Source organism: Thalassospira lucentensis, from assembly GCF_001613805.1.
Lineage (GTDB): Bacteria > Pseudomonadota > Alphaproteobacteria > Rhodospirillales > Thalassospiraceae > Thalassospira > Thalassospira lucentensis_A.
Window position 1 is genome coordinate 42,925 of sequence record NZ_LPVY01000002.1, and the last position, 19,168, is coordinate 62,092.

Below are 19,168 nucleotides of genomic sequence, written 5' to 3' on the forward strand. Positions count from 1 at the left end.
TCTTTTATAAGTTTTCAACGAAGCCTATCGACCAAGACCGAACCAAAATCACTACAAGACAATGATCCGGCAAGGTCTGCTGTTCGCGTGTCCGGACTTTTGAGCATTTCAGCAATTGCCATATCAAGACGGTTCGCAGCCTGCTGCAAATCACTTCGACCGGTTTCTGCACCCTTCCAATCCAGAAGCAAAACGGTCGACAGCAAAAGCGATACGGGGTTGGCGATATTCTTGCCCGCAATATCGGGGGCTGAACCATGCGATGCCTGCGCAATCGCATTTTCATCCCCGACATTAAGCGATCCGGAAAGCCCAAGCCCACCGGCCAGCTCCGCCGCCTCATTCGAAAGGATGTCGCCAAACATGTTGGTCGTTACAATCACGTCAAACGCATCTGGCGTTCTGACCAGAAGTGATGCCATCGCATCAACATGTTCTTCGCGAACCGTAAGTCTGCCCTGCTCGGCTGCGGCTTTCTCTGCTTCGGATAAAAACAGACCGTCGCTAAGCTTTAAAACATTGGCTTTGTGCACAATGGTCAGATGCCCGCGACGTTTGGCCGCAAGACGTGCAGCAAATGCCGACACCCGATAACTTCCCTGGCGCGTCACCTTGCGCATCGCCAGCGCAAGATCAGGGGTTGGCATCACCTCGCCGGTGCCTGCATACATGGTGCGATCGGCATAAAAACCTTCTGTATTTTCACGCACAATCACCAGATCCATATTTCGGGCCAAAGCAGGAAGACCTTCAAACACCTTCGAAGGCCTTACATTGGCATACAGATCAAGATTGATGCGCAATGCCGCAGAAGGATTGATCCCACCCTGATCTGCCGGAGGATAGTGCGCGGTATCAACCGGTCCCAGAATGGTCAGATCGGCCTTGCGGGCACGCTCGATCAATTCCGGGGTAATGGTGGCACCGTACTTTTCCAATGATGAAAATCCGACGTCTTCGCTGCTAAATTTTAATCCCAGCGAAAATGAACGATCCAATGCCTCAAGCACATTGCGGGTGACACCCGTAATTTCCGGTCCGATCCCGTCGCCCGGCAATAAAAGAACATCCACGACCCTAAACCTCCGTCAGAATATTTTCAGGAACAAGAACCCGACCTTCAAACAACCGGCGTGCGGTGCGGATCACCCCGCCGGAAATCACCGAAAGATTTGGCCCCGATCCTTCGATGGTAAGTTCCACCGCAATCATACCACTCGGATGTTCAATCTGAATCCACTGTTGCGGCAAGGCCTTGAGACTGATCATACCATCAACGATGCTTCCTGAAAGTGATGCGCAACTGGCAACACAAATCGCGCCGGTCACCGCATGGGTCGCATGGCAATTATGCGGCACAAAATAGCGCGATGTAATATCGCCACCTTTTGTCGGCTCGGACAAAATAGCCATTTTCGGCACGACCTTACCGGTACAATCGCCAAGCCCCATCAGTTCCGATGCTTTGCGGCGCACGGCTTCCATCCGCGCAATCAGTTCTGCATTGCCGTCAAGCTGCGCCTTTGTTTCGTTCCCCGTTATTCCAAGATCGCGGGCGCGAAACATCACCATCGGAACCGCCACATCAATACAGGTCACTTCAAGCCCGTCGATATAGTTGATCGGTTTCCCCGTTGGCAGGAGCCGACCGGTTTTACTGCCCATGATATCCTTGAACCGCAATATCAGCGGGGACGCAGTCCCGGGCACGCCATCAATCGCCGCATCCCCGCTATAGGTCACCTTTCCGCCCGGTGTCGCGACCAGAACGTCAACCAATGCACCGACATTTTTATTATAAATGCGGACCAGCGTTTGATCCCCTGTAACAGGCACCAAACCGGCCTCAATCGCAAACGGGGCAACTGCTGCGGTCATGTTCCCGCAATTCGGATTAACGTCAACCTCTGCCCTATCGATGGCGACCTGGGCAAACAGGAACTCGACATCTGCATCCGGTCGGCTGGACGGCGCAACAATGCATGATTTGCTGGTTAACGTATCGGCACCGCCGATACCATCAATCTGACGTTTGTCTGGTGACCCCATCGCCGCAAGCAAAAGACGATCACGCGCCGCAATGTCTTCGGGCAAATCACTGGCCAAAAAGATCGGCCCTTTTGATGTCCCGCCGCGCATCATCACGCAGGGAACGGCATGTTGGTCATTCACAATCACGGTATTTTTCATGTCGATCACCCCAGCGGCCAGGGAAGTTCAATCAGGTCCTGAAGTATCCCGGCCGGGAAATCGAGAACCAGAGACCACGCAAGAACACAAAGCCCGCCAATCGCAAGCCCGGTTAAAAGCAACGTCCGAAGCCACGATGCCTTTGCCTTGACCCGAAGGAAGGCAATGAAGAACCCGGTAATCGCAATCAGGAACCCAAACACGGCGGTTGCGGCCACCATTCCGGCAACCCAAAGAACGTAGTGCCAAAGACCTGCGGTCGGCTTCACGTCCTGATGTTCAAGGTCAAATTCATGATCAAAATTGGCCGCATGGGACGGTGGCGATACAATCAATTGCCAGATCAAAATCGCCGAAACGACAAACATCACGACCGAAACCGCACCGGTAAAGACACTGCCAAGGAAGGAATGCTGCGTTGCATCCCAAATTCCGAACGCAAAGAACGCCAGAAGCACGCCCGCAAACAAGATTTGCGGCCAGCGTCTCGGATTGTGGGAATGGCTGCTTTCTTCTTCTTCAACCGGATTTACCGGGTGTTTTCGCATCCCCATCAGAACGGAAATGACTGTCAGAGCCGCGATAATTACCACACCTGGACGGGTCAAAAATTCCCAGTTGTAGAATTGCAAGGCCTGATAAAGGTAGGTTTCCGTGTTGGATGCGAGCACAAAACCAATCAGAAACGCCGGGCGAGGCCAGCCAAAGCGTTTCATCAGCACGCCAAGAACACCAAGCACCAACAAGGCGATCATATCGGAAAGGGAACGCGTCGCCTGAAACGCGGCAAAGCAGATCACCGTAATCATGAACGGCGCAAGGTAACCGTATTTGATTGTCGTCAGGCGCGAGACGAAAGGCGAAATCAGCAATGCACCACCAGCACCAACCACATTGGCAATCGCGAGCGACCAGATGATCGTGTAGGTGATATCAAGATCGCGCCCAACCATTGCTGGGCCAGCTTCAAGACCAATCAGGACCATACCACCAAGAAAAACGGCCATGCTGCCCGATCCGGGAATACCAAACAGCAAGGTGGGAACGAGCCCGCCGCCCTCCTTGGCATTGTTTGCGCTTTCCGGTGCCAGAACACCGCGAATGTCGCCCTTGCCGAATTGCGATTTGTCTTTTGCGGTCTGGACGACATGGCCATAGGCGATCCAGTCGACAACACTTCCGCCAAGCCCGGGCAGCGCCCCGACAATACTGCCAAGACCGGCACACCGCAGGCACAACCATTTGTGACGGATCATATCCCGAACGCCGTCGCGCCACCCCAGACCAAGGGTGCCCTGATCAGAAATAGATCGATTTTGCCGGCACAGGTCGATGATTTCAGGGAACGCAAACATGCCCAGCCCGACAATGACGAGTGGCAGACCATCCATCAGATAAACAGAGTCAAAGCTCATGCGGAGTTCGCCGGTGGCCGGAGCCGCACCAAGCGCCCCCAGCAGCAAGCCAAGGCCCGCAGCAATCACGCCTTTAGGCAGGCTTTTACCGGCAAGAACGCCGACCATCGACAGGCCAAGAACAGCGAGCATAAAGAGTTCGGCCGAACCAAATGCCAGGATCAGAGGCCGCGCGATCACGACAAAGCCGGTCAGGATAACAGCACCCACCAGTCCCCCGACCAAGGATGCCGAAAATGCAGCCCCCAGCGCACGGGCACCATGGCCTTTTTTGGCCAAAGGAAACCCATCAAGAACTGTTGCTTGTGATGCACTTGATCCCGGTATCCCCATCAAGACAGATGTAAAGGTATCCGAGGTCGGGATAACAGCAACAAGACCGATCAACATGGCAAGTGCCGAAATCTGGTCCATGCCATAAATGAAAGGTAACAGAAGAGACAGCCCGACAATTCCGCCCAGACCGGGCAGAATGCCAACAATCATGCCCATTCCAACCCCCAGCAAAAGATAGATCAGATGGGTTGGCTGCGCGAAATGAGACAGTGCCGTCATCATTGCATCAAGCATCAGGAAACTCCGTCAAAAGACAAAGTTCGCCCGTTCCCTTGAAACGACCAGACAGTCGCAGGGTGAAAAAAGCGGGGTGGACAAGGCCACCCCGATCAGGAAACGGGAGACTTCAGATTTTCAGTTAGAACTGAACCGAATATTTATCGGTCAGCCATTTTTGCACCCACTCACGGGCTTCTTCTGGAACGTTCACAGCCATGCGGAAAATACGCTCTGCAGGCTCGCCAACGATCTGTTTGTATTCGCCAAGCGTTGCCTGTCGATCGGCGACAAAGCTTTCATCTTCGGTTGCGGCCTGTGCCGCTTCACGATAGGCTTGCACGATTTCCTCAGGCGTATCTTTTGGCAGGAAGACCATTTTCTGAGCCGGGAAACCGGCAATGAAAAAGGCTTTGTAAGCATCCCAGGCGGGACCCGAAGGTTTTTCACCCTTCATCATCTCATATGCTTCCGGGAAACTTGGCAGGTCGGGGAAGGAAGGATCGCGCACGATATTGCCGTCATCGTCGATCGCCCCCCACGAGAACAGCGGAACAGCGCTGCCGATATCAACAAGTGGTGTAACGTTGTTAATAAAAGCCGACGAAGTCTGGTAATCGATGTTGACTTCGCCACGCTCAAACGCAAGACGACCGGCCCCGCGGCCTTTCATGCCAAACACGGCATCGACATCAAGTCCCAGCAGTTCGAACGCTAGCAACGGAACCAGATCAAGGGATGTCGCCCCCTGACTACCATAACGCAACTTGACGGTTTCAAGTGCTTTCATGTCAGCAGCCGACTTAAGACCCAGATCGGAATTCACATAAACAACACCACCCGTCGGCGAAGCCAAAACCACGCGCCAGTCACGCATTTCATATTGCACGCGTTTGTCGCGCAACAGATACGGAAACTGGGTTGAGCCGGAAGTTCCGATAGCAGTCAATCCATCAGGTTTGGCGCGGGCTTCAAACTGGTTCGCCCCTGAAGTCGAACCGCCGCCCGGAATGTTCTTGACGACAACGGTCGGGTTTCCCGGCAGAAAGACACTGAAATACGGTGCCCAGAACCGGCCCCAGGTATCAGTCCCCCCACCTTCACCGAACGGAATAATCAGTTCGACACGATCCCCGGCAAAGTCGGCATCCTGTGCGGTTGCTGTACCGGCAAAGCCAAAAGCAATTGCCGCAGCCGCACATGCGGTTTTGAATGATTGATTAACGGTTTTTCCCCATGACATTGGGCTTTCCCTCCATAACGGTTGTTTTCTCTCGAACGGAAGGAAGAAGCGCGTGACGCACAGACAGGCATCAAGTGTCGATTTCCTCCCATTCAGGCTTTCGGCTGTTATTGTTCTTCTGACCGGTCGTTGCCGGGAGTGCCGTTTGCCTATGATGCAAAATCTAAACGAAAAAGCTGTCAGTTTGCTGTCTAGGGTCAAATTTTTCATTTTCGAAGTCGTTTTCGGTGTTATTTAGGCAGAATGCGTATCCTGATCGTAGAAGATAACCTTGTTCTGGCTGACAAAATCGCTGCTGCCCTACGGCAGACCGATCATGCTGTCGATCTGGTTCATGATGGCGAAGATGCTCTTCGACTTGTTCTGCAAGAAACCTTCGATCTTCTGATTCTCGATTTGTCGCTTCCGGGACTGGACGGGATTGAAATTCTGAAAACCGTGCGCGCGCGCAAAATCAATTTACCCGTCATGATCCTGACCGCCCGCGGCAATCTGGATGAACGTGTCGCCGGTCTGGATGCCGGGGCAGACGATTATATGGTCAAACCGTTCGAGCTGTCGGAACTCGAAGCCCGGGCACGTGCCCTTTTGCGGCGCAATATCGGGCAGCGTAATCCCGCCATTACGGTTGGAAAACTGACATTCAATTCGGTGGACCGGTCCGTCACGATTGATGGACAGCCCGTTTCGCTAACACCGCGCGAACGTGGTGTGCTGGAAATCCTGCTGCTGAACGTAAGCCAGGTGATCAGCAAGGAAAAAATCGCCCTGCATCTGTTCGGTTTTGATGATGAGGCCAGCGTAAAATCCATCGAGCTTTACATCAGCCGCCTGCGCAAAAAAATTGCATCAGGTGATGTCGAAGTCCGGACTATTCGCGGACTTGGCTATATGATTGACGAATGACCGAAAACGCTACCGCCATATCAACATCATTGCGCGCAAGGCTCCTGCGCTGGCTTTTGCTGCCTGGATTAATGCTGGCATTCGGGCTGTTGGCCAAAAACTATCTGACTGTCAGCGAAATGGCCAATCGTATTCAGGACCGGCTTCTGGTTGCACTGGCGGTAACGATTTCCGAACACGCAATCAATTCGAGGGGCGATTTGCTATCGCGTGATATCGAGTTGCTGCTCGAGCAATTCACCCGCGAAAACACATATTACCGGGTGCAGGGTCCGGACGGGGCGTTTGTGACGGGGGATTCTGGTCTGCCGCGATTGCCCGCTGGCATTACTCTGGAACCGGGTGTCCCCCATTTCTATAACGCACACTATCGTAACGAGGACGTACGCGCGGTAACCATGAAATATCTGGTTTCCAATCCGTCGTCGAACATCTATGGCTGGGTCACCATTGATGTCAGCCAAACCCGTCGTGAACGCGATAATCTGATTTATGACGAACTTCTGGGATCGACCACTGACTTTCTGGTTTTGATGTTTCTCGGCGGCGTTTTCGCGTGGGTCGGCGTTTCACGCGGACTTGCCCCCCTAAGACGCCTTCAACAGGCAATCCGCCGTAGATCAACTGATGATTTGCGGCCAATTCGCCATGCCATGCCCAAGGAAGTCACCGAGGTCGTCAGATCTCTAAATGCACTTTTGGCACGTCTGGAAAGCTCAATCACGGCCAATCAGCGTTTCATCGCCGATGCATCACACCAATTACGTACCCCGCTTGCGACAGTACAGGCCGAAGCCGAATGGGCTTTGCGCAATGCCAGCGACCAACAAGACCGTCAAGCTCTTGAACGTATCGTCAGTCAAACCCGTCAGACGGCCAGACTTGCCAACCAGCTTCTGAACCTCGCGCGGGTATCACCGGAAGGCCGAAAGGCTGTCCGCTACGAGAAGACCGACCTCTTGGCCCTTGCCGCCTCGGTGACATCCGGGATGGTTCGCTATGCGATCCGCCACGATATTGATCTTGGTTTCGATGATCAAAGCGAGGGCATGAACTGTGAAATTGAAACAGGAAACGAGGTTCTGCTTCAGGAAATGCTTGGCAACCTGATCGAGAATGCCATTTTATATGGCACTCCCGGCACGATTGTGACGGTTCGCGTCATTGGTCGCGGCGTTGCAGTAGGTCCGGTTCTGGAGGTTGAAGACAACGGCCCCGGTATCCCGGAAAAAGACCGCGATACGGTTCTGGAACGGTTCGTGCGCCTTGATGAGCAAAACGGGCAAGGATGTGGCCTTGGACTGGCTATTGTCAAAGAAGTTGCCAACGCACATCAGGCCGTTATGTCCCTTGAAGACGGCAAAGACGGTGTCGGCCTCAAGGTGCGGATTGCATTCCCGCGCTAACCGGTTTTATCTGTCTCGTTGCAGACAAAAGACCGGCACGTCGTGCGCCGGTCTTTTGTCTTTTGACGTTCAGGCCGCTTTCTTGTCCGGACAAACGCCGACCACCTGCTTGTGATCGTTCTTTTCGACCGCAAAAACAATCAGCGCGATCAGGCGATAAAAACCATGCACAAACTTGCCATATGGCATGGACAGAAACAGCGTCATCACAACACCAAGATGGATGCTTAACATCACCCCGACATATTGCGTATCACGCACAAACATCAGGCAAAGTCCGGTCAGACTTGTCAAAAACAGCAGAACCAGAAAACTGACATCCATACCCTTGTTCGTTTTGCCTTTCGGGGCGGCATCTGCCCGGGCCTTCAGGATCAGCAGCCCCGCCGGCCCCACAATAAGACCAAGTCCTCCCAGAATGCCAAACAGTTTGGGCAGGCTCAAATATCCGTAAGGTGCGGGAAGATCGAAGCCATAATGCAAGACCGTGGCCGACGATGTGGCCGCAAAGCACAGCATGAAGCCCCAGAATGTCATCTGATGGAACCAACGCCTTGCCATGGAGGGCGTTTCGCTTGGATACGAGCATCCCTGCCCGTTACCCCCATCCAGATATTTCAGCGAAAGAGCATCTTTGATCCCCTGCATGACGCGGGGATAATCAAGCCTGAAAGGACTTGGCAAATTCATTGTCCGCCAGAATTTACCAATCGAAACCGCCAGCGCAAGCAGCACAAATCCACCGACCGCACCAAACATTGCGGCCAGGACATCATGCGAAATCACGCCGTAAAATGCGTTTTCGTGCGCTGAAAAGAAATCATCCCCGGTCAGAATGGCCGTTCCGCCCAGAAAAAGCGTGATCACAACGATTGACAGAAAACTGACCCAAAGACCGTTATTGGTAAACAGCTTGCCCATAAAGCCCGGCCACGCATAAACGCCGTAGTTTTCCTGCCTGAGCTCCGCCATCGCGGCCGGAACGTTAAGCTGAAATTCGTGCGGCGGCGCATATTGGCAATTGTGATAACAGGCCCCGCAGTTATGGCAAAGGTTTGCCAGATAATCGAGCGTATCGGAATTGAATTCCAACCGCAGTTCCATCGCTTGGAAAACGGCACAATGTCCCTCGCAATAACGGCAGGCATTGCAGATCGACATCACGCGGGCGGCTTCGGTTGTTTTATCGGTTGAGCGCATAATCGGCAGCCTCCCTTCCTGCAATTCGTCCAAACACATTTCCAATCGTCATGCCAATCCCGGCAAGATATCCTTGGCCCAGAACGTTTCCGGCCATAATTTCACCCGCAGCAAAGATGTTCGGGCTCTCGGTCCCGTCGGCCATCTGCATCTGCGCCTTTTCGCTGACTTCCACCCCGAGATAGGTGAATGTGATGCCCGGCCGCAGGCAATAGGCGCTATATGGCGGATGATCGAGTGTCCGCGCCCAGTTGGTCTTGTTCACCACAAGCCCGCTGGTATGAACCCCATCCAGTTCGGTATGATCAAACTTTCCCGGTTGAACCGCCGCGTTATAGTCGGCAACGGTTTTCTCAAGCGTCGCGGGATCCAGACCGATCTTTTGGGCCAATTCGCCAATCGTATCGGCGACCACGGCCGGGAAAACGGGGGGCATAAAGGCACCACGCGCCTTCTGGTCAATAATCACATGGGCCATCTGATCAGGTTGGTCCGCAACAAGGCGGCCCCAGATCGCATATCGCTTTGGCCAGAAATCCTCGCCTTCATCATAAAATCGCTCGGCATTCCTGTTCACCACAATGCCAAGCGACACGCAGTCAACCCGCGTGCAGATTCCGCCGTCAAACTTTGGCGCGCGCCCGTCAATTGCCACCGCATGGCACTGATTGGGTTCCCCGATCTGCCGGGCCCCGGCATCAAGCAGCATGCGCAGCAAATCACCACGATTATAGGGCGTCCCCCGGATCAGGAAATTTTCGGCAATGTCGCCCCACGCCTCTTTCAGCCACTCGATATTCGCTTCAAATCCGCCGGCTGCCGCAACGAACGCATTTGCCGAAATGGTGTGATCACCCACCTGAAGGCTTTTAAATCTTCCTTCCGAAATCTCTACGGATGTGACCATCGCATCGTAATGAACTTCAACACCAAGCTTATAGGCATGCCGATAAAGGGCGTTTAACAGTTGCTTGCCCCCGCCCATGAAGAACGCATTCGTTCGGCCCAAATGCAGGGTTCCACCAAGTGGCGGCTGGAACTGCACACCGCGCGCCTCGAGCCAGTCAACGGCTTCTGTTGATTGGCGCAGGGTCATGCGGGCGAGTGTTTCGTTGGTTTTCCCCTTGGTCACCCGCATCAGGTCATCCCAGTATTCCGCCTCGTCATAAGTGCCGCTCAAAACCGACAAGGGGCCAATATGCATGGGTCGCAAATTGCGGGTATGGCGGGTATTCCCGCCGCGATGGGTTCTGGGTGCCCCCTCCAGCAGACAGACGCGCGCGCCTTCTTCCGCAGCGACGATCGCGGCAATCAGCCCCGCCTGCCCGCCGCCCGCGACAAGGACATCATAATGATCGGATTCAGTTTTCACGGCGTCTCCACCTCTTTTCGTATTTTAATGGATACTTTTGTATACAATTGTCTCCAAACTTGAGATTTCAGCATGCTTGTGTCAAGTTAAAAACCAGACAGAACAAAGCAGGTGCCTTCTCATGAGCCCAGATTCCGCCGATCACCAGCCCCGTGGGGAAGTTGCCTATCAAAAGCTTCTGGCAGCCATCCAGCATGGCGAACTCAAGCCGGGAACCCGAATCCGCGAGGTGGAAGTTGCTGAAAGGTTTGGAATCAGCCGCACCCCGGTGCGCGATGCCATTCGGCGTCTGGAAAGTGATGGGCTGCTGATCCACATGCCGCGACACGGGGCCGTCATCAAGGAGCTCGATCATCGCGAAGTGATCGAGCTGTATGAAATTCGCGAAGTTTTGGAAGGAACAGCCGCCCGCTATGCCGCGCGCCACGCATCAGAGCTTGAAATCGCCGAACTGGAAGATCTGAATGAACTGATGCTGAAAAACGGGCAGGACCCGGTGAAAGTTGCAGAAGCAAACCGGCTGTTTCATCAGGCGCTGTATCGAACGGCGAATAATCGCTATCTTATTGATGCACTTAATTCTTTATCGAATTCAATGGCGCTTCTGGGCGGTACGACGCTTCAATATGACGGTCGCCCCGAAAGTGCCTATCAGGAACATAAGAACATTATCGACAGCATCCGGTCCGGCAACGCCGATCAGGCCGATACCGATGCAAGACATCACATCCGAAGCGCACAGAGGTTAAGAATAAAGCTACTGCGTGAATAACCAGCCCAGTTAAGACTGGAATGGTCGTATACCCCCGAATTATTACAATTCGGGGGACAACTGCTCAAACTGATTTCACATGGGAAACTGATGGCAATGGAGCAGTAATTACGCTCTGTAACCACTGTCATGTGCCACAAAAGGTGACATCCGACTTTCTTTTAAACCAACCACTTAGCATCTCCGATTGCCAGATAAGTTGACAAGGATTGACAGAAAAGATGACATTTCTCCCGCGGTCACTTTTATGGGCTCAAAAAATGAAAGTCGGTACACTCGGCCTGCCTGTCAGATCCGCCCAATTATTTTCCGGTCTCTACTTCCCGGACTGAAGTTTTGAATCCGAATGTGCTTGTCTCAGATGGGTGACATCCCTCTCAAGACGATGAATTCTTTGCTCGAGATCAAGCAGATAATCCCCCTCTGGATCATCAATCCATTCAAACTTTCCTATGCAACTCTGACACTTTTTCCATAACCGCTGAAACATTTCAGTTTCTCCCTTTTCGTCCGACCAAAGCCAAATTCCTGTAAAGTTGGCTCTCCTCTGCAATGCGACATAAACGCTACGATAATCTGTTCAAGGCGCGACAAAGTTCGACCAGTGCATGTTCACCGGAAATACGGCACCCTAGGTCCGCTTCAAATCCTTCCACAAGCTCACGTGCCTGCCCCAGAAGACTCGCCCCATCCGGGGTAAGTTCAATCCTATGGGCACGACGGTCCTTCCGATCTTCATCCCGAACAACCAATCCACGTCGCACCAACGGCGCAAGATTGGCCGTAATCGTGGCGTGATCCTTTCCAAGCAGCTCTGCCAGATCTTTCTGACGAAGGTCGCTATCCAAGCCGATGGCATCCAAAATCATCAATTGCGAACCGGTTATTCCGATCGGCTGCAAGACGCTGTTAAATCGCCTTGAAATCACGCGGTTGATCCGCTGCAAAACAAAGCAGAAGCGTCCGGATAACGGCATGTCGCCGTTTGCCTGTATCGGTTTTGTCCCCGACGGGTTTCCCTTATTCTGCTGCATTATTCGGGTGTTTTTCATGGAGGCCAATGTTTGCAGGAGCCCATTCCATGTCAGACGCCGGTTTGATCCGGAACCAAACAGCATAAAGCGCAGGCAGGAAGAGCAGGATCAGAACAGTCCCGGCAGCAGTCCCCCCAATAAGCGTGTAAGCCATGGACCCCCAAAACACCGAATGCGTCAGAGGAACAAAGGCCAGTACAGCCGCAAGAGCCGTCAGGATGACCGGTCGCGCACGCTGGACCGTTGCCTCGACAACAGCATGATAGTCATCAAGCCCCGCGGCGCGGTTATCCTTGATCTGCTCTGTCAGGATCAGGGTGTTGCGCATCAAAATCCCGGCCAACCCGATCAATCCCAAAATGGCGTTGAAACCAAAGGGTTGATTGAAGGCGATCAGTGTCGGAACAACCCCGACAAGCCCCAATGGTGCGGTCAACATGACCATGGTCATTGTCGACAGGCTCCGGACCTGCAGGATGATAACGATCAGGGTCGCAGCAATCATTGCCGGGAAGATTTTCGCAAGGGCATTGTTTGCCTTGACTGACTCCTCGATGCTCCCGCCCATTTCAATTCGATACCCAACCGGAAGAGAAGCAATCAGCGGCTGAAATGCCTGCATAATCTGCTTTGAAACCTCTGGCGGCTGCGTTGCCTCGTTGATATCAGAGCGGACCGTGATCACCGGTGTGCGATCACGCCGTTTCAGGATCGGTTCTTCGAGCTGTATTTCGGTTCTTCCGATCTGATCGAGCGGAATTTGCTGTCCGTCCCGGCTCATCAGCGAGAAATCTGCAAGTCGGGCAGGATCAAGACGCGTTTCCCCGGCACTGCGTGCCACGACAGGTACATTGCGAATATTTTCGCGAACCTGCGTCACCGGAATCCCCGTCAGAAGGAACTGCATCTGCTGTGCCGCCTCGGCCGGTGACAGACCAATCAGATTGAGACGATCCTGATCCGGCGTGAAGCGCAGGACCGGCGCACGGTTGCCCCAGTCGCGATTTGCCTGCCGGACATCGGGAACCTTGCGCATGATCTCCAGCGCCTTTTCGGAAATCTCGTAAAGCTTTTCCGGGTCAGGCCCGGTAATGCGAAACTCGACGGGGAACGGGGTATAGGGGCCGAACACCAATTGCGTAACACGGACATAGGCTTCCTGAGCAAGCCCGTCGGATACGGCCTTCCGAAGGCGATGTTTCAATGCCTCCCGCCCTTCTGCGTCCGGTGTCAGAACCACGATCTTGGCAAAGGATGGATCAGGGAGTTCTGGCGCCATGGCAAAGAAGAAGCGTGGCGCGCCTTGCCCGATATAACTGGTAACGATCTTTGCCTCGGGCTGTTGTTGCAGCCAGTTTTCAATCTTCTCGACCGCTGCCGTTGTGGTTTCGATGCTCGTCCCTTCGGGCTGGCGCACCTCAACCAGCACTTCGGGGCGATCCGACGTCGGGAAGAATTGCTGCTTGATAAGCCCCATTCCGGCCCCGGAGAGAAGGAAGGCAAAAACAACAAGGCCACATGTCAGGAATTTGTGACGCACGGCATAACGGATCAGCCCGCGAAGACGCCGATAATTCGGTGTGTCATAGATCGCGTGATGGCCACCTTCGACCGGCTTGATCGCCGGCAGCATCTTCACACCAAGATAGGGCGTGAAAATCACCGCCACAAGCCAGGAGACAATAAGCGCGAAACCGACAATCCAGAAGATATTACCGGCATATTCACCGGCACTGGAACTGGCGAAACCAACCGGCATCAAACCAATGATCGTGACCAGTGTACCTGAAAGCATCGGGGCTGCGGTATGGCTCCAGGCATAGGCCGCGGCCTTGATGCGATCCATGCCCTCTTCCATTTTGACCACCATGACCTCGATGGCAATGATGGCGTCATCGACAAGCAGGCCAAGCGCCAGAATAAGCGCACCAAGCGTGATCCGATCAAAAAACCTGCCGGTTTCCAGCATGATCAGAAAGACAACGGCAAGGGTCAGCGGAACAGCAGCCGCAACAACAATCCCGACCCGCCAGCCAAGACTGATCAGGCTCACCAGCAGCACAACCCCAAGCGCCATGGCGAATTTCATCATGAATTCGCCCACGGCCGCGTTGATATTCACGGCCTGGTCACTGACCTTCTCGAAGCTGATGCCAAGCGGCAATGTCTTTGCGATGGCAGCAGACCGGTCTTCCAGTGCTTCGCCGAGGTCCAGTCCGTTCCAGCCCTGTTGCATCACGACTGACAACAGGAGTGCCGGCTCACCGTTGTGACGGATAATGTAGGTCGGCGGATCTTCATACCCACGACGAACCTCTGCAACATCCGAAAGCTTGAGCGTACGGCCACCGGCAACAATTGGCGTATCCGCGATGGTCTGGATACTGTTATAGGCACCATCAAACCGAAGAAAGACCTGTGGCCCGCGTGTATCGATTGAACCGGCTGGCGTAACGGTGTTCTGGCGTTGCAAAGCACCCGCAATCTCTTGCATCGATATGCCGAGTGTCGCCAGCTTCGCATAGGAGAATTCAACAAAAATCTGTTCGGCCCGCTCGCCAAGAATATTGATCTTCTTGACGCCGGGAACATGCAAAAGGTCTTGACGGATCGTTTCGGCCTCACGGACCAGATCACGCATCGGCATGCCCTGAGCCTGCAAGGAATACAGGGCAAAACTTACATCCGAATATTCGTCATTAACGAATGGGCCGAAGACGCCGGACGGCAGATTGCGGGCCTCATCCCCCAGTTTCTTGCGTGCCTGATAGAACTCTTCGTCAACTTCTGACGGCGGCGTACTGTCTTTCAATGTAACGGTAAGAAAGGCATATCCGGGGCGCGTTATTGTCTCCACGCGGTCATACCACGCAAGTTCCTGAACCCGCTTTTCCAACGGCTCAGCGACAAGGTCCTGCATCTCACGCGCGGTTGCTCCGGGCCATGCGGCTGTCACCGTCAACGTCTTGATGGTAAAGGATGGATCTTCCGCCCGGCCCAGATTTACAAAGGCGTAAATCCCGGCGGCGGCAAGCAGAATGATAAAGAATAATGTGACGGCTCTCTCGCGAACGGCGAGCGCGGAAAGATTGAAACGCATCAGTTCGCCGCCTCTGCTTGAAGGGTCGTTCGGATTGCGCTACCGTCCGCAAGAAGATGCGCGCCAAGGGCAACAATCTCCTGTCCTTCATTGATCCCGGTGACAATTGCGGTTTCTTCCCCAAGCTTCCTGATCTGTACCGGTACAAACTGCACAGACGCGGAATCCTGCGTGATCGTCCAGACACCCGTGCGACGGCCATCATCAAGAACCGCTCCAATCGGCACCACGACACCTGCTTGCTGACTCTGGCTGGCAATCGAAACCGTCACTGTTGCGCCAAGTGGCGCTGAGGCGGCTTTACCTTCAAGCACATAGCGGGATTCATAGGTACGCGTCAGCGGATCGGCAGCATCAGATATCTGCCGCAAACGCGCGTTCCCGTGCGCTTCATTCTGTCCATAAACACTGGCGATAGCCACGGATCCGATTTCAGGGCGGATCGTTTCAGGAAGGGCAATAACCGCCTCGCGCGGCCCGGCATGGGCAAGCTGAACGACGGTTTGCCCCGCAGCGATGACCTGCCCCGGTTCGCCAAGTGTCGCAACCACTGTTCCATCGGCATCGGCTAACAATGTGGAATAGGTTGCTTCATTTTCGGCCACTTTCGCGTCCGCTTGTGCAGCGGCCAATTGAGCTTGTGCCGTATCGCGGATCGCCTTGACCTGTTCATAACGTTGCCGACTGGCCGCTAGCCCGTCCTTGACCAGTGCTGCGTATCTTTTTTCGTCTGCCTGCGCCTGAACAAAAGATGCACGCGCCGCCGCAACCGCATTGCGTTTTGCCGTCAGGGCAAGCTGCAAATCCGTCTCGTCAAGTCGCATCAAAGGCTGCCCCGCTTCGACCTGCTGTCCGACATCGACAAAACGTTCGACAATCTTGCCCGGCACGCGAAATCCCAGATTGCTTTGAACCCGCGCGGCAACGGTGCCCGTGAAAGAACGCTCAGCCCCATGAACACCCGCCGCCCTTGCAACTTTCACCAAAACCGGTGCTTCACGCGGATCTGTCGCCGCCGACGCTTCGCCGGGTGCAGATTGCGAGAGAACAGCAAACCCGATCGCCCCGACAGTTGCCAATGCGACCGCACCAAAAAGAAATAGCCGTTTGCGCCTCATAGCGGAGCCTTTCACTGGAAAACTTAACCGACAAATTAGATTACATACGACATCATTAACTCATTTAGATGTCGATCACAATCTATTTATCCAATGGGCATCTGTGAAAGCCGATGCATTCTCCGATCACTTGCGTTGAGATGATAAAACGTTTATAGATGTTAGTTGAAATCTAACCACAGGTATCAAACAATGCGTGTCAGTCGTGAGCAAGCCAACCGAAACCGCGAACATGTGATTGATGTCGCCAGCCGTCTGTTCCGGGAACACGGATTTGACGGGATTGGCCTCAAGGACCTGATGAAAAGTGCAGGATTAACTCAGGGCGCTTTCTACAAACAGTTCGCCTCCAAAGAAGACCTCGTCGCACAGGCATCGCGACGTGCTCTTGGGGGATCGACAGAACGCTGGGTCGATGCGGCAGAGAAGAATCCTGACGATCCGCTTGATGCTGCAATCGCATTTTATCTTAGCGAAGACCATCAGGAAGCCAGAATGGATGGCTGCCCGATCGTCGCTCTTGGTGCCGATGCCGCCCGGCAAAGCCCTGACGTCAAAGCTTCATTTGAAGCTGGCGTGAAGGCTCATCTTGACGTGCTTGGCCAAATGATTTCGGCAGCCAGCGAGGCAGAGCGGGAAGAAAAATCAATCTCTATCCTGTCGCTGATGGTTGGTGCCCTGACATTGGCCCGCGTTGTCAACGACCCGGAAATGGCAAAATCATTTCTGGATGCTGCGGCCAAAAAAGTCCGGGAAATCGCCTGAGATCGCGACCACCAAGCATTTTGCGAAGAACAGAATGTCGGGACGAACATGTCCCCTAAGAAGTCTGGCAATTTCGAAAATCGCTGCCAAGCATAGAGCTCCTGCGCACGGGGCTTCGTGCGCCAATGCTATGCCCTCCCTCAATGCAAAGCGTGACAGCCTTCTTCTCACTGTCATGCATCATGAAGTGGGTAGCACGCGTGACCAGGACCGCACCCGCCGCTCCTATCGCATGACCAGGCACGATGCCACCTCCCTCCACACTCACAATACATCGGGTCGCCCCTGCTGCCTGCAGGACAGAGGACCTCACGACCGCAAAAGCCTCCGCCTCAAGGAACAGGCTATTTGACGGGAAAAATCCCCAGCAGCCAGACGCTCTGCCTGATCACATATCATTTGCTGCGACAGCTATTTAGATTTCGATTGAAATCTAACTTCTTTTTAGAGTATGGGTGAAATCTATTCACTCAGTCGGACTGAGCTCGGGATTCCATTGCCCCAAAACAGGAAAGAACAACCATGCCGAATTCTAAAGTTGTGGTCGTAACCGGCGTATCGTCTGGCATTGGCCGCGCTACTGCCATCAAGTTTGCCCAAATGGGCTGCCGGGTCTTTGGGACCGTGCGAAATATTGAAAAAGCACAGTCCATAGAAGGCGTTGAACTGATCGAGATGGATGTCCGCGACGAAACGGCTGTTCAAAATGGTGTTCAAGCCATCATTGCGCAGGCCAATCGCATTGATGTCGTGATCAACAGTGCGGGCGTGACCCTGCTCGGCGCGACAGAAGAGACCTCTATTGCCGAAGCACAGTCGCTATTTGACACCAACGTTTTTGGCATCCTGCGCGTCGTAAAAGCTGTCCTGCCCTACATGCGCGAACAAGGTTCGGGGCGCATTGTTAATATCAGCTCGGTACTGGGTTTTCTTCCTGCGCCGTATATGGGCCTCTATTCAGCATCGAAGCATGCTGTTGAAGGCCTCTCGGAGACTCTGGATCATGAAGTCCGCAAGTTTGGAATCCGGGTATCGCTTGTCGAACCGTCCTTCACCAAGACCAATATGGACATCAATGCGCCCCAGACAGCATCAACAATCTCAACCTATGACAAGGATCGCAATACGGTATTCGAAGCCATTCAAAAGAATGTCCACAAAGCCCCCGAGCCCGATGAAGTCGCCACCACGATTTTCAATGCAGCCTTGGGTACATGGAGGATGCGACGGACACCAAAAGGCGAGGCCTCGCTTCTAAGCAAGTTGCGACGGTTCATGCCGTTCGGTCCTGTGGATTCCGGTATCAGAAAGACCTTTGGGCTTTCCTGAACGGACGAGCACCATAACCCCGAATTATGAGAACCGACGGAAGGAAACTCTCGCACACTTTCAGCTCCGGAAGGCTTCGGTATCAACAAAACCGATATCCAACTCCCGGCTCGTTTTCAATATAGGTGGGGTTAAGCGGATCATCGCCAAGTTTCTGGCGAAGGTGGCCGATATAGATACGCAGATAATGCGTTTCACTTTCCTGCGCAGGTCCCCAGATTTCGCGCAAAATCTGTTGATGAGTAACGATACGCCCCGCGTTACGCGCCAGCAGGGTCAGGAGTGCGAACTCCTTTTTGGTGAGTTTCAATTCGTTCTCACCCTTGAAAACCCTGTGCGCGGCCAGGTCGATCTTCAGATCGCCCGAAACAATCTCGCGACTGGTCAGGTCTTCGGATTTGCGGCTGCGTAAGATAACCCGCACCCGTGCGATCAATTCGGCAATTCCGAACGGCTTGGTCACGTAATCGTTTGCGCCACGGTCCAAGGCAGTCACTTTTTCTTCCTCATTGGCACGCACGGACAGTACGATAATCGGGACCTCGCTCCATTCCCGGATTTTCGCCAAAACCTCCTGCCCATCCAGATCGGGCAGTCCAAGATCAAGAATGACAAGATGCGGGGTTTCAAGGGCACATTTCTCGATGCCGGATTTGCCGTTTTCGGCCTCGATCACCTCATACCCTTGCGCGCCAAGGCTGATCCGCAGGAATTTGCGAATTTGCGGTTCGTCATCAATGATCAGCACTTTGGCCTGATCGCGCAT

General features: G+C 53.8%; 16 protein-coding genes. 5 read left to right on the forward strand and 11 right to left on the reverse strand.

The genetic code is table 11. From position 1 onward, the window contains the following. Positions 1 to 14: 14 nt before the first annotated feature. The 4 genes from AUP42_RS00615 to AUP42_RS00630 form a co-directional block, all read right to left on the reverse strand. Positions 15 to 1,073 carry an isocitrate/isopropylmalate dehydrogenase family protein gene (locus tag AUP42_RS00615; RefSeq protein ID WP_062947910.1) on the reverse strand — a complete coding sequence of 353 codons (1,059 nt, stop codon included), beginning with the start codon at positions 1,071 to 1,073 and terminating at the stop codon, positions 15 to 17. Between the two features lie 4 nt (positions 1,074 to 1,077). Further along, entirely contained in the window at positions 1,078 to 2,190 is a 1,113-nt protein-coding gene (locus AUP42_RS00620; RefSeq protein WP_062948466.1) for a 4-oxalomesaconate tautomerase, read from the reverse strand. Positions 2,191 to 2,195: 5 nt separating this feature from the next. After that, positions 2,196 to 4,175: a tripartite tricarboxylate transporter permease gene (locus tag AUP42_RS00625; protein WP_062947911.1), complete on the reverse strand. Its 1,980-nt coding sequence runs from the start codon at positions 4,173 to 4,175 to the stop codon at positions 2,196 to 2,198. Positions 4,176 to 4,299: 124 nt separating this feature from the next. Continuing rightward, positions 4,300 to 5,400 (reverse strand): Bug family tripartite tricarboxylate transporter substrate binding protein, encoded by a 1,101-nt coding sequence (locus AUP42_RS00630; RefSeq protein WP_062947913.1) that lies wholly within the window; start codon positions 5,398 to 5,400, stop codon positions 4,300 to 4,302. A 243-nt stretch (positions 5,401 to 5,643) separates the two neighbouring features. Here AUP42_RS00630 and AUP42_RS00635 point away from each other — a divergent pair, with 243 nt between their 5' ends. Continuing rightward, positions 5,644 to 6,306 carry a response regulator transcription factor gene (locus tag AUP42_RS00635; protein ID WP_062947915.1) on the forward strand — a complete coding sequence of 221 codons (663 nt, stop codon included), beginning with the start codon at positions 5,644 to 5,646 and terminating at the stop codon, positions 6,304 to 6,306. After that, a complete protein-coding gene (locus AUP42_RS00640) occupies positions 6,303 to 7,712 on the forward strand; it encodes a sensor histidine kinase (protein ID WP_062947916.1) in 1,410 nt (469 codons plus the stop codon). The genes AUP42_RS00635 and AUP42_RS00640 overlap by 4 nt, the downstream gene beginning before the upstream one ends. A gap of 69 nt (positions 7,713 to 7,781) precedes the next feature. On the opposite strand, the gene tcuB is transcribed toward AUP42_RS00640, so the two are convergent. Both tcuB and tcuA read right to left on the reverse strand, forming a co-directional pair. Next, the gene (tcuB, locus tag AUP42_RS00645; protein ID WP_197468226.1) at positions 7,782 to 8,912 is read right to left on the reverse strand and encodes a tricarballylate utilization 4Fe-4S protein TcuB; all 1,131 of its coding nucleotides are present in this window, start codon (positions 8,910 to 8,912) and stop codon (positions 7,782 to 7,784) included. Beyond that, positions 8,896 to 10,284 (reverse strand): FAD-dependent tricarballylate dehydrogenase TcuA, encoded by a 1,389-nt coding sequence (tcuA, locus tag AUP42_RS00650; RefSeq protein ID WP_062947920.1) that lies wholly within the window; start codon positions 10,282 to 10,284, stop codon positions 8,896 to 8,898. The genes tcuB and tcuA overlap by 17 nt, the downstream gene beginning before the upstream one ends. Before the next feature lie 121 nt (positions 10,285 to 10,405). Between tcuA and AUP42_RS00655 the strand changes: the two genes are divergently transcribed. Further along, the gene (locus tag AUP42_RS00655) at positions 10,406 to 11,056 is read left to right on the forward strand and encodes a GntR family transcriptional regulator (RefSeq protein ID WP_037992798.1); all 651 of its coding nucleotides are present in this window, start codon (positions 10,406 to 10,408) and stop codon (positions 11,054 to 11,056) included. A 566-nt stretch (positions 11,057 to 11,622) separates the two neighbouring features. Here AUP42_RS00655 and AUP42_RS00660 read toward each other — a convergent pair. Genes AUP42_RS00660 through AUP42_RS00670 form a run of 3 tightly spaced genes read right to left on the reverse strand, consistent with a single transcriptional unit; the run spans position 11,623 to position 16,308 of the window. Further along, the gene (locus AUP42_RS00660) at positions 11,623 to 12,033 is read right to left on the reverse strand and encodes a MarR family winged helix-turn-helix transcriptional regulator (RefSeq protein ID WP_062947922.1); all 411 of its coding nucleotides are present in this window, start codon (positions 12,031 to 12,033) and stop codon (positions 11,623 to 11,625) included. 43 nt (positions 12,034 to 12,076) lie between these two features. Further along, positions 12,077 to 15,190 (reverse strand): efflux RND transporter permease subunit, encoded by a 3,114-nt coding sequence (locus tag AUP42_RS00665; RefSeq protein ID WP_062947923.1) that lies wholly within the window; start codon positions 15,188 to 15,190, stop codon positions 12,077 to 12,079. Continuing rightward, positions 15,190 to 16,308, reverse strand: a complete 1,119-nt coding sequence (locus AUP42_RS00670; protein ID WP_062947925.1) for an efflux RND transporter periplasmic adaptor subunit — start codon at positions 16,306 to 16,308, stop codon at positions 15,190 to 15,192. Before AUP42_RS00670 ends, AUP42_RS00665 begins: the two co-directional genes overlap by 1 nt. A gap of 192 nt (positions 16,309 to 16,500) precedes the next feature. On the opposite strand from AUP42_RS00670, the gene AUP42_RS00675 reads away from it, so the two are divergent. After that, positions 16,501 to 17,073: a TetR/AcrR family transcriptional regulator gene (locus AUP42_RS00675; protein ID WP_062947926.1), complete on the forward strand. Its 573-nt coding sequence runs from the start codon at positions 16,501 to 16,503 to the stop codon at positions 17,071 to 17,073. Positions 17,074 to 17,128: 55 nt separating this feature from the next. Here the strand turns inward: AUP42_RS00675 and AUP42_RS21145 are convergent, their stop codons facing one another. Beyond that, on the reverse strand, positions 17,129 to 17,416 hold the full coding sequence (locus AUP42_RS21145) for a hypothetical protein (RefSeq protein WP_082824627.1): 288 nt from the start codon (positions 17,414 to 17,416) through the stop codon (positions 17,129 to 17,131). A 179-nt stretch (positions 17,417 to 17,595) separates the two neighbouring features. Between AUP42_RS21145 and AUP42_RS00680 the strand changes: the two genes are divergently transcribed. Further along, complete coding sequence (locus tag AUP42_RS00680; protein ID WP_062947927.1) at positions 17,596 to 18,402, forward strand: oxidoreductase; 807 nt, start codon at positions 17,596 to 17,598, stop codon at positions 18,400 to 18,402. Between the two features lie 82 nt (positions 18,403 to 18,484). Here the strand turns inward: AUP42_RS00680 and AUP42_RS00685 are convergent, their stop codons facing one another. Beyond that, on the reverse strand, positions 18,485 to 19,168 hold the full coding sequence (locus AUP42_RS00685) for a response regulator (protein ID WP_062947929.1): 684 nt from the start codon (positions 19,166 to 19,168) through the stop codon (positions 18,485 to 18,487).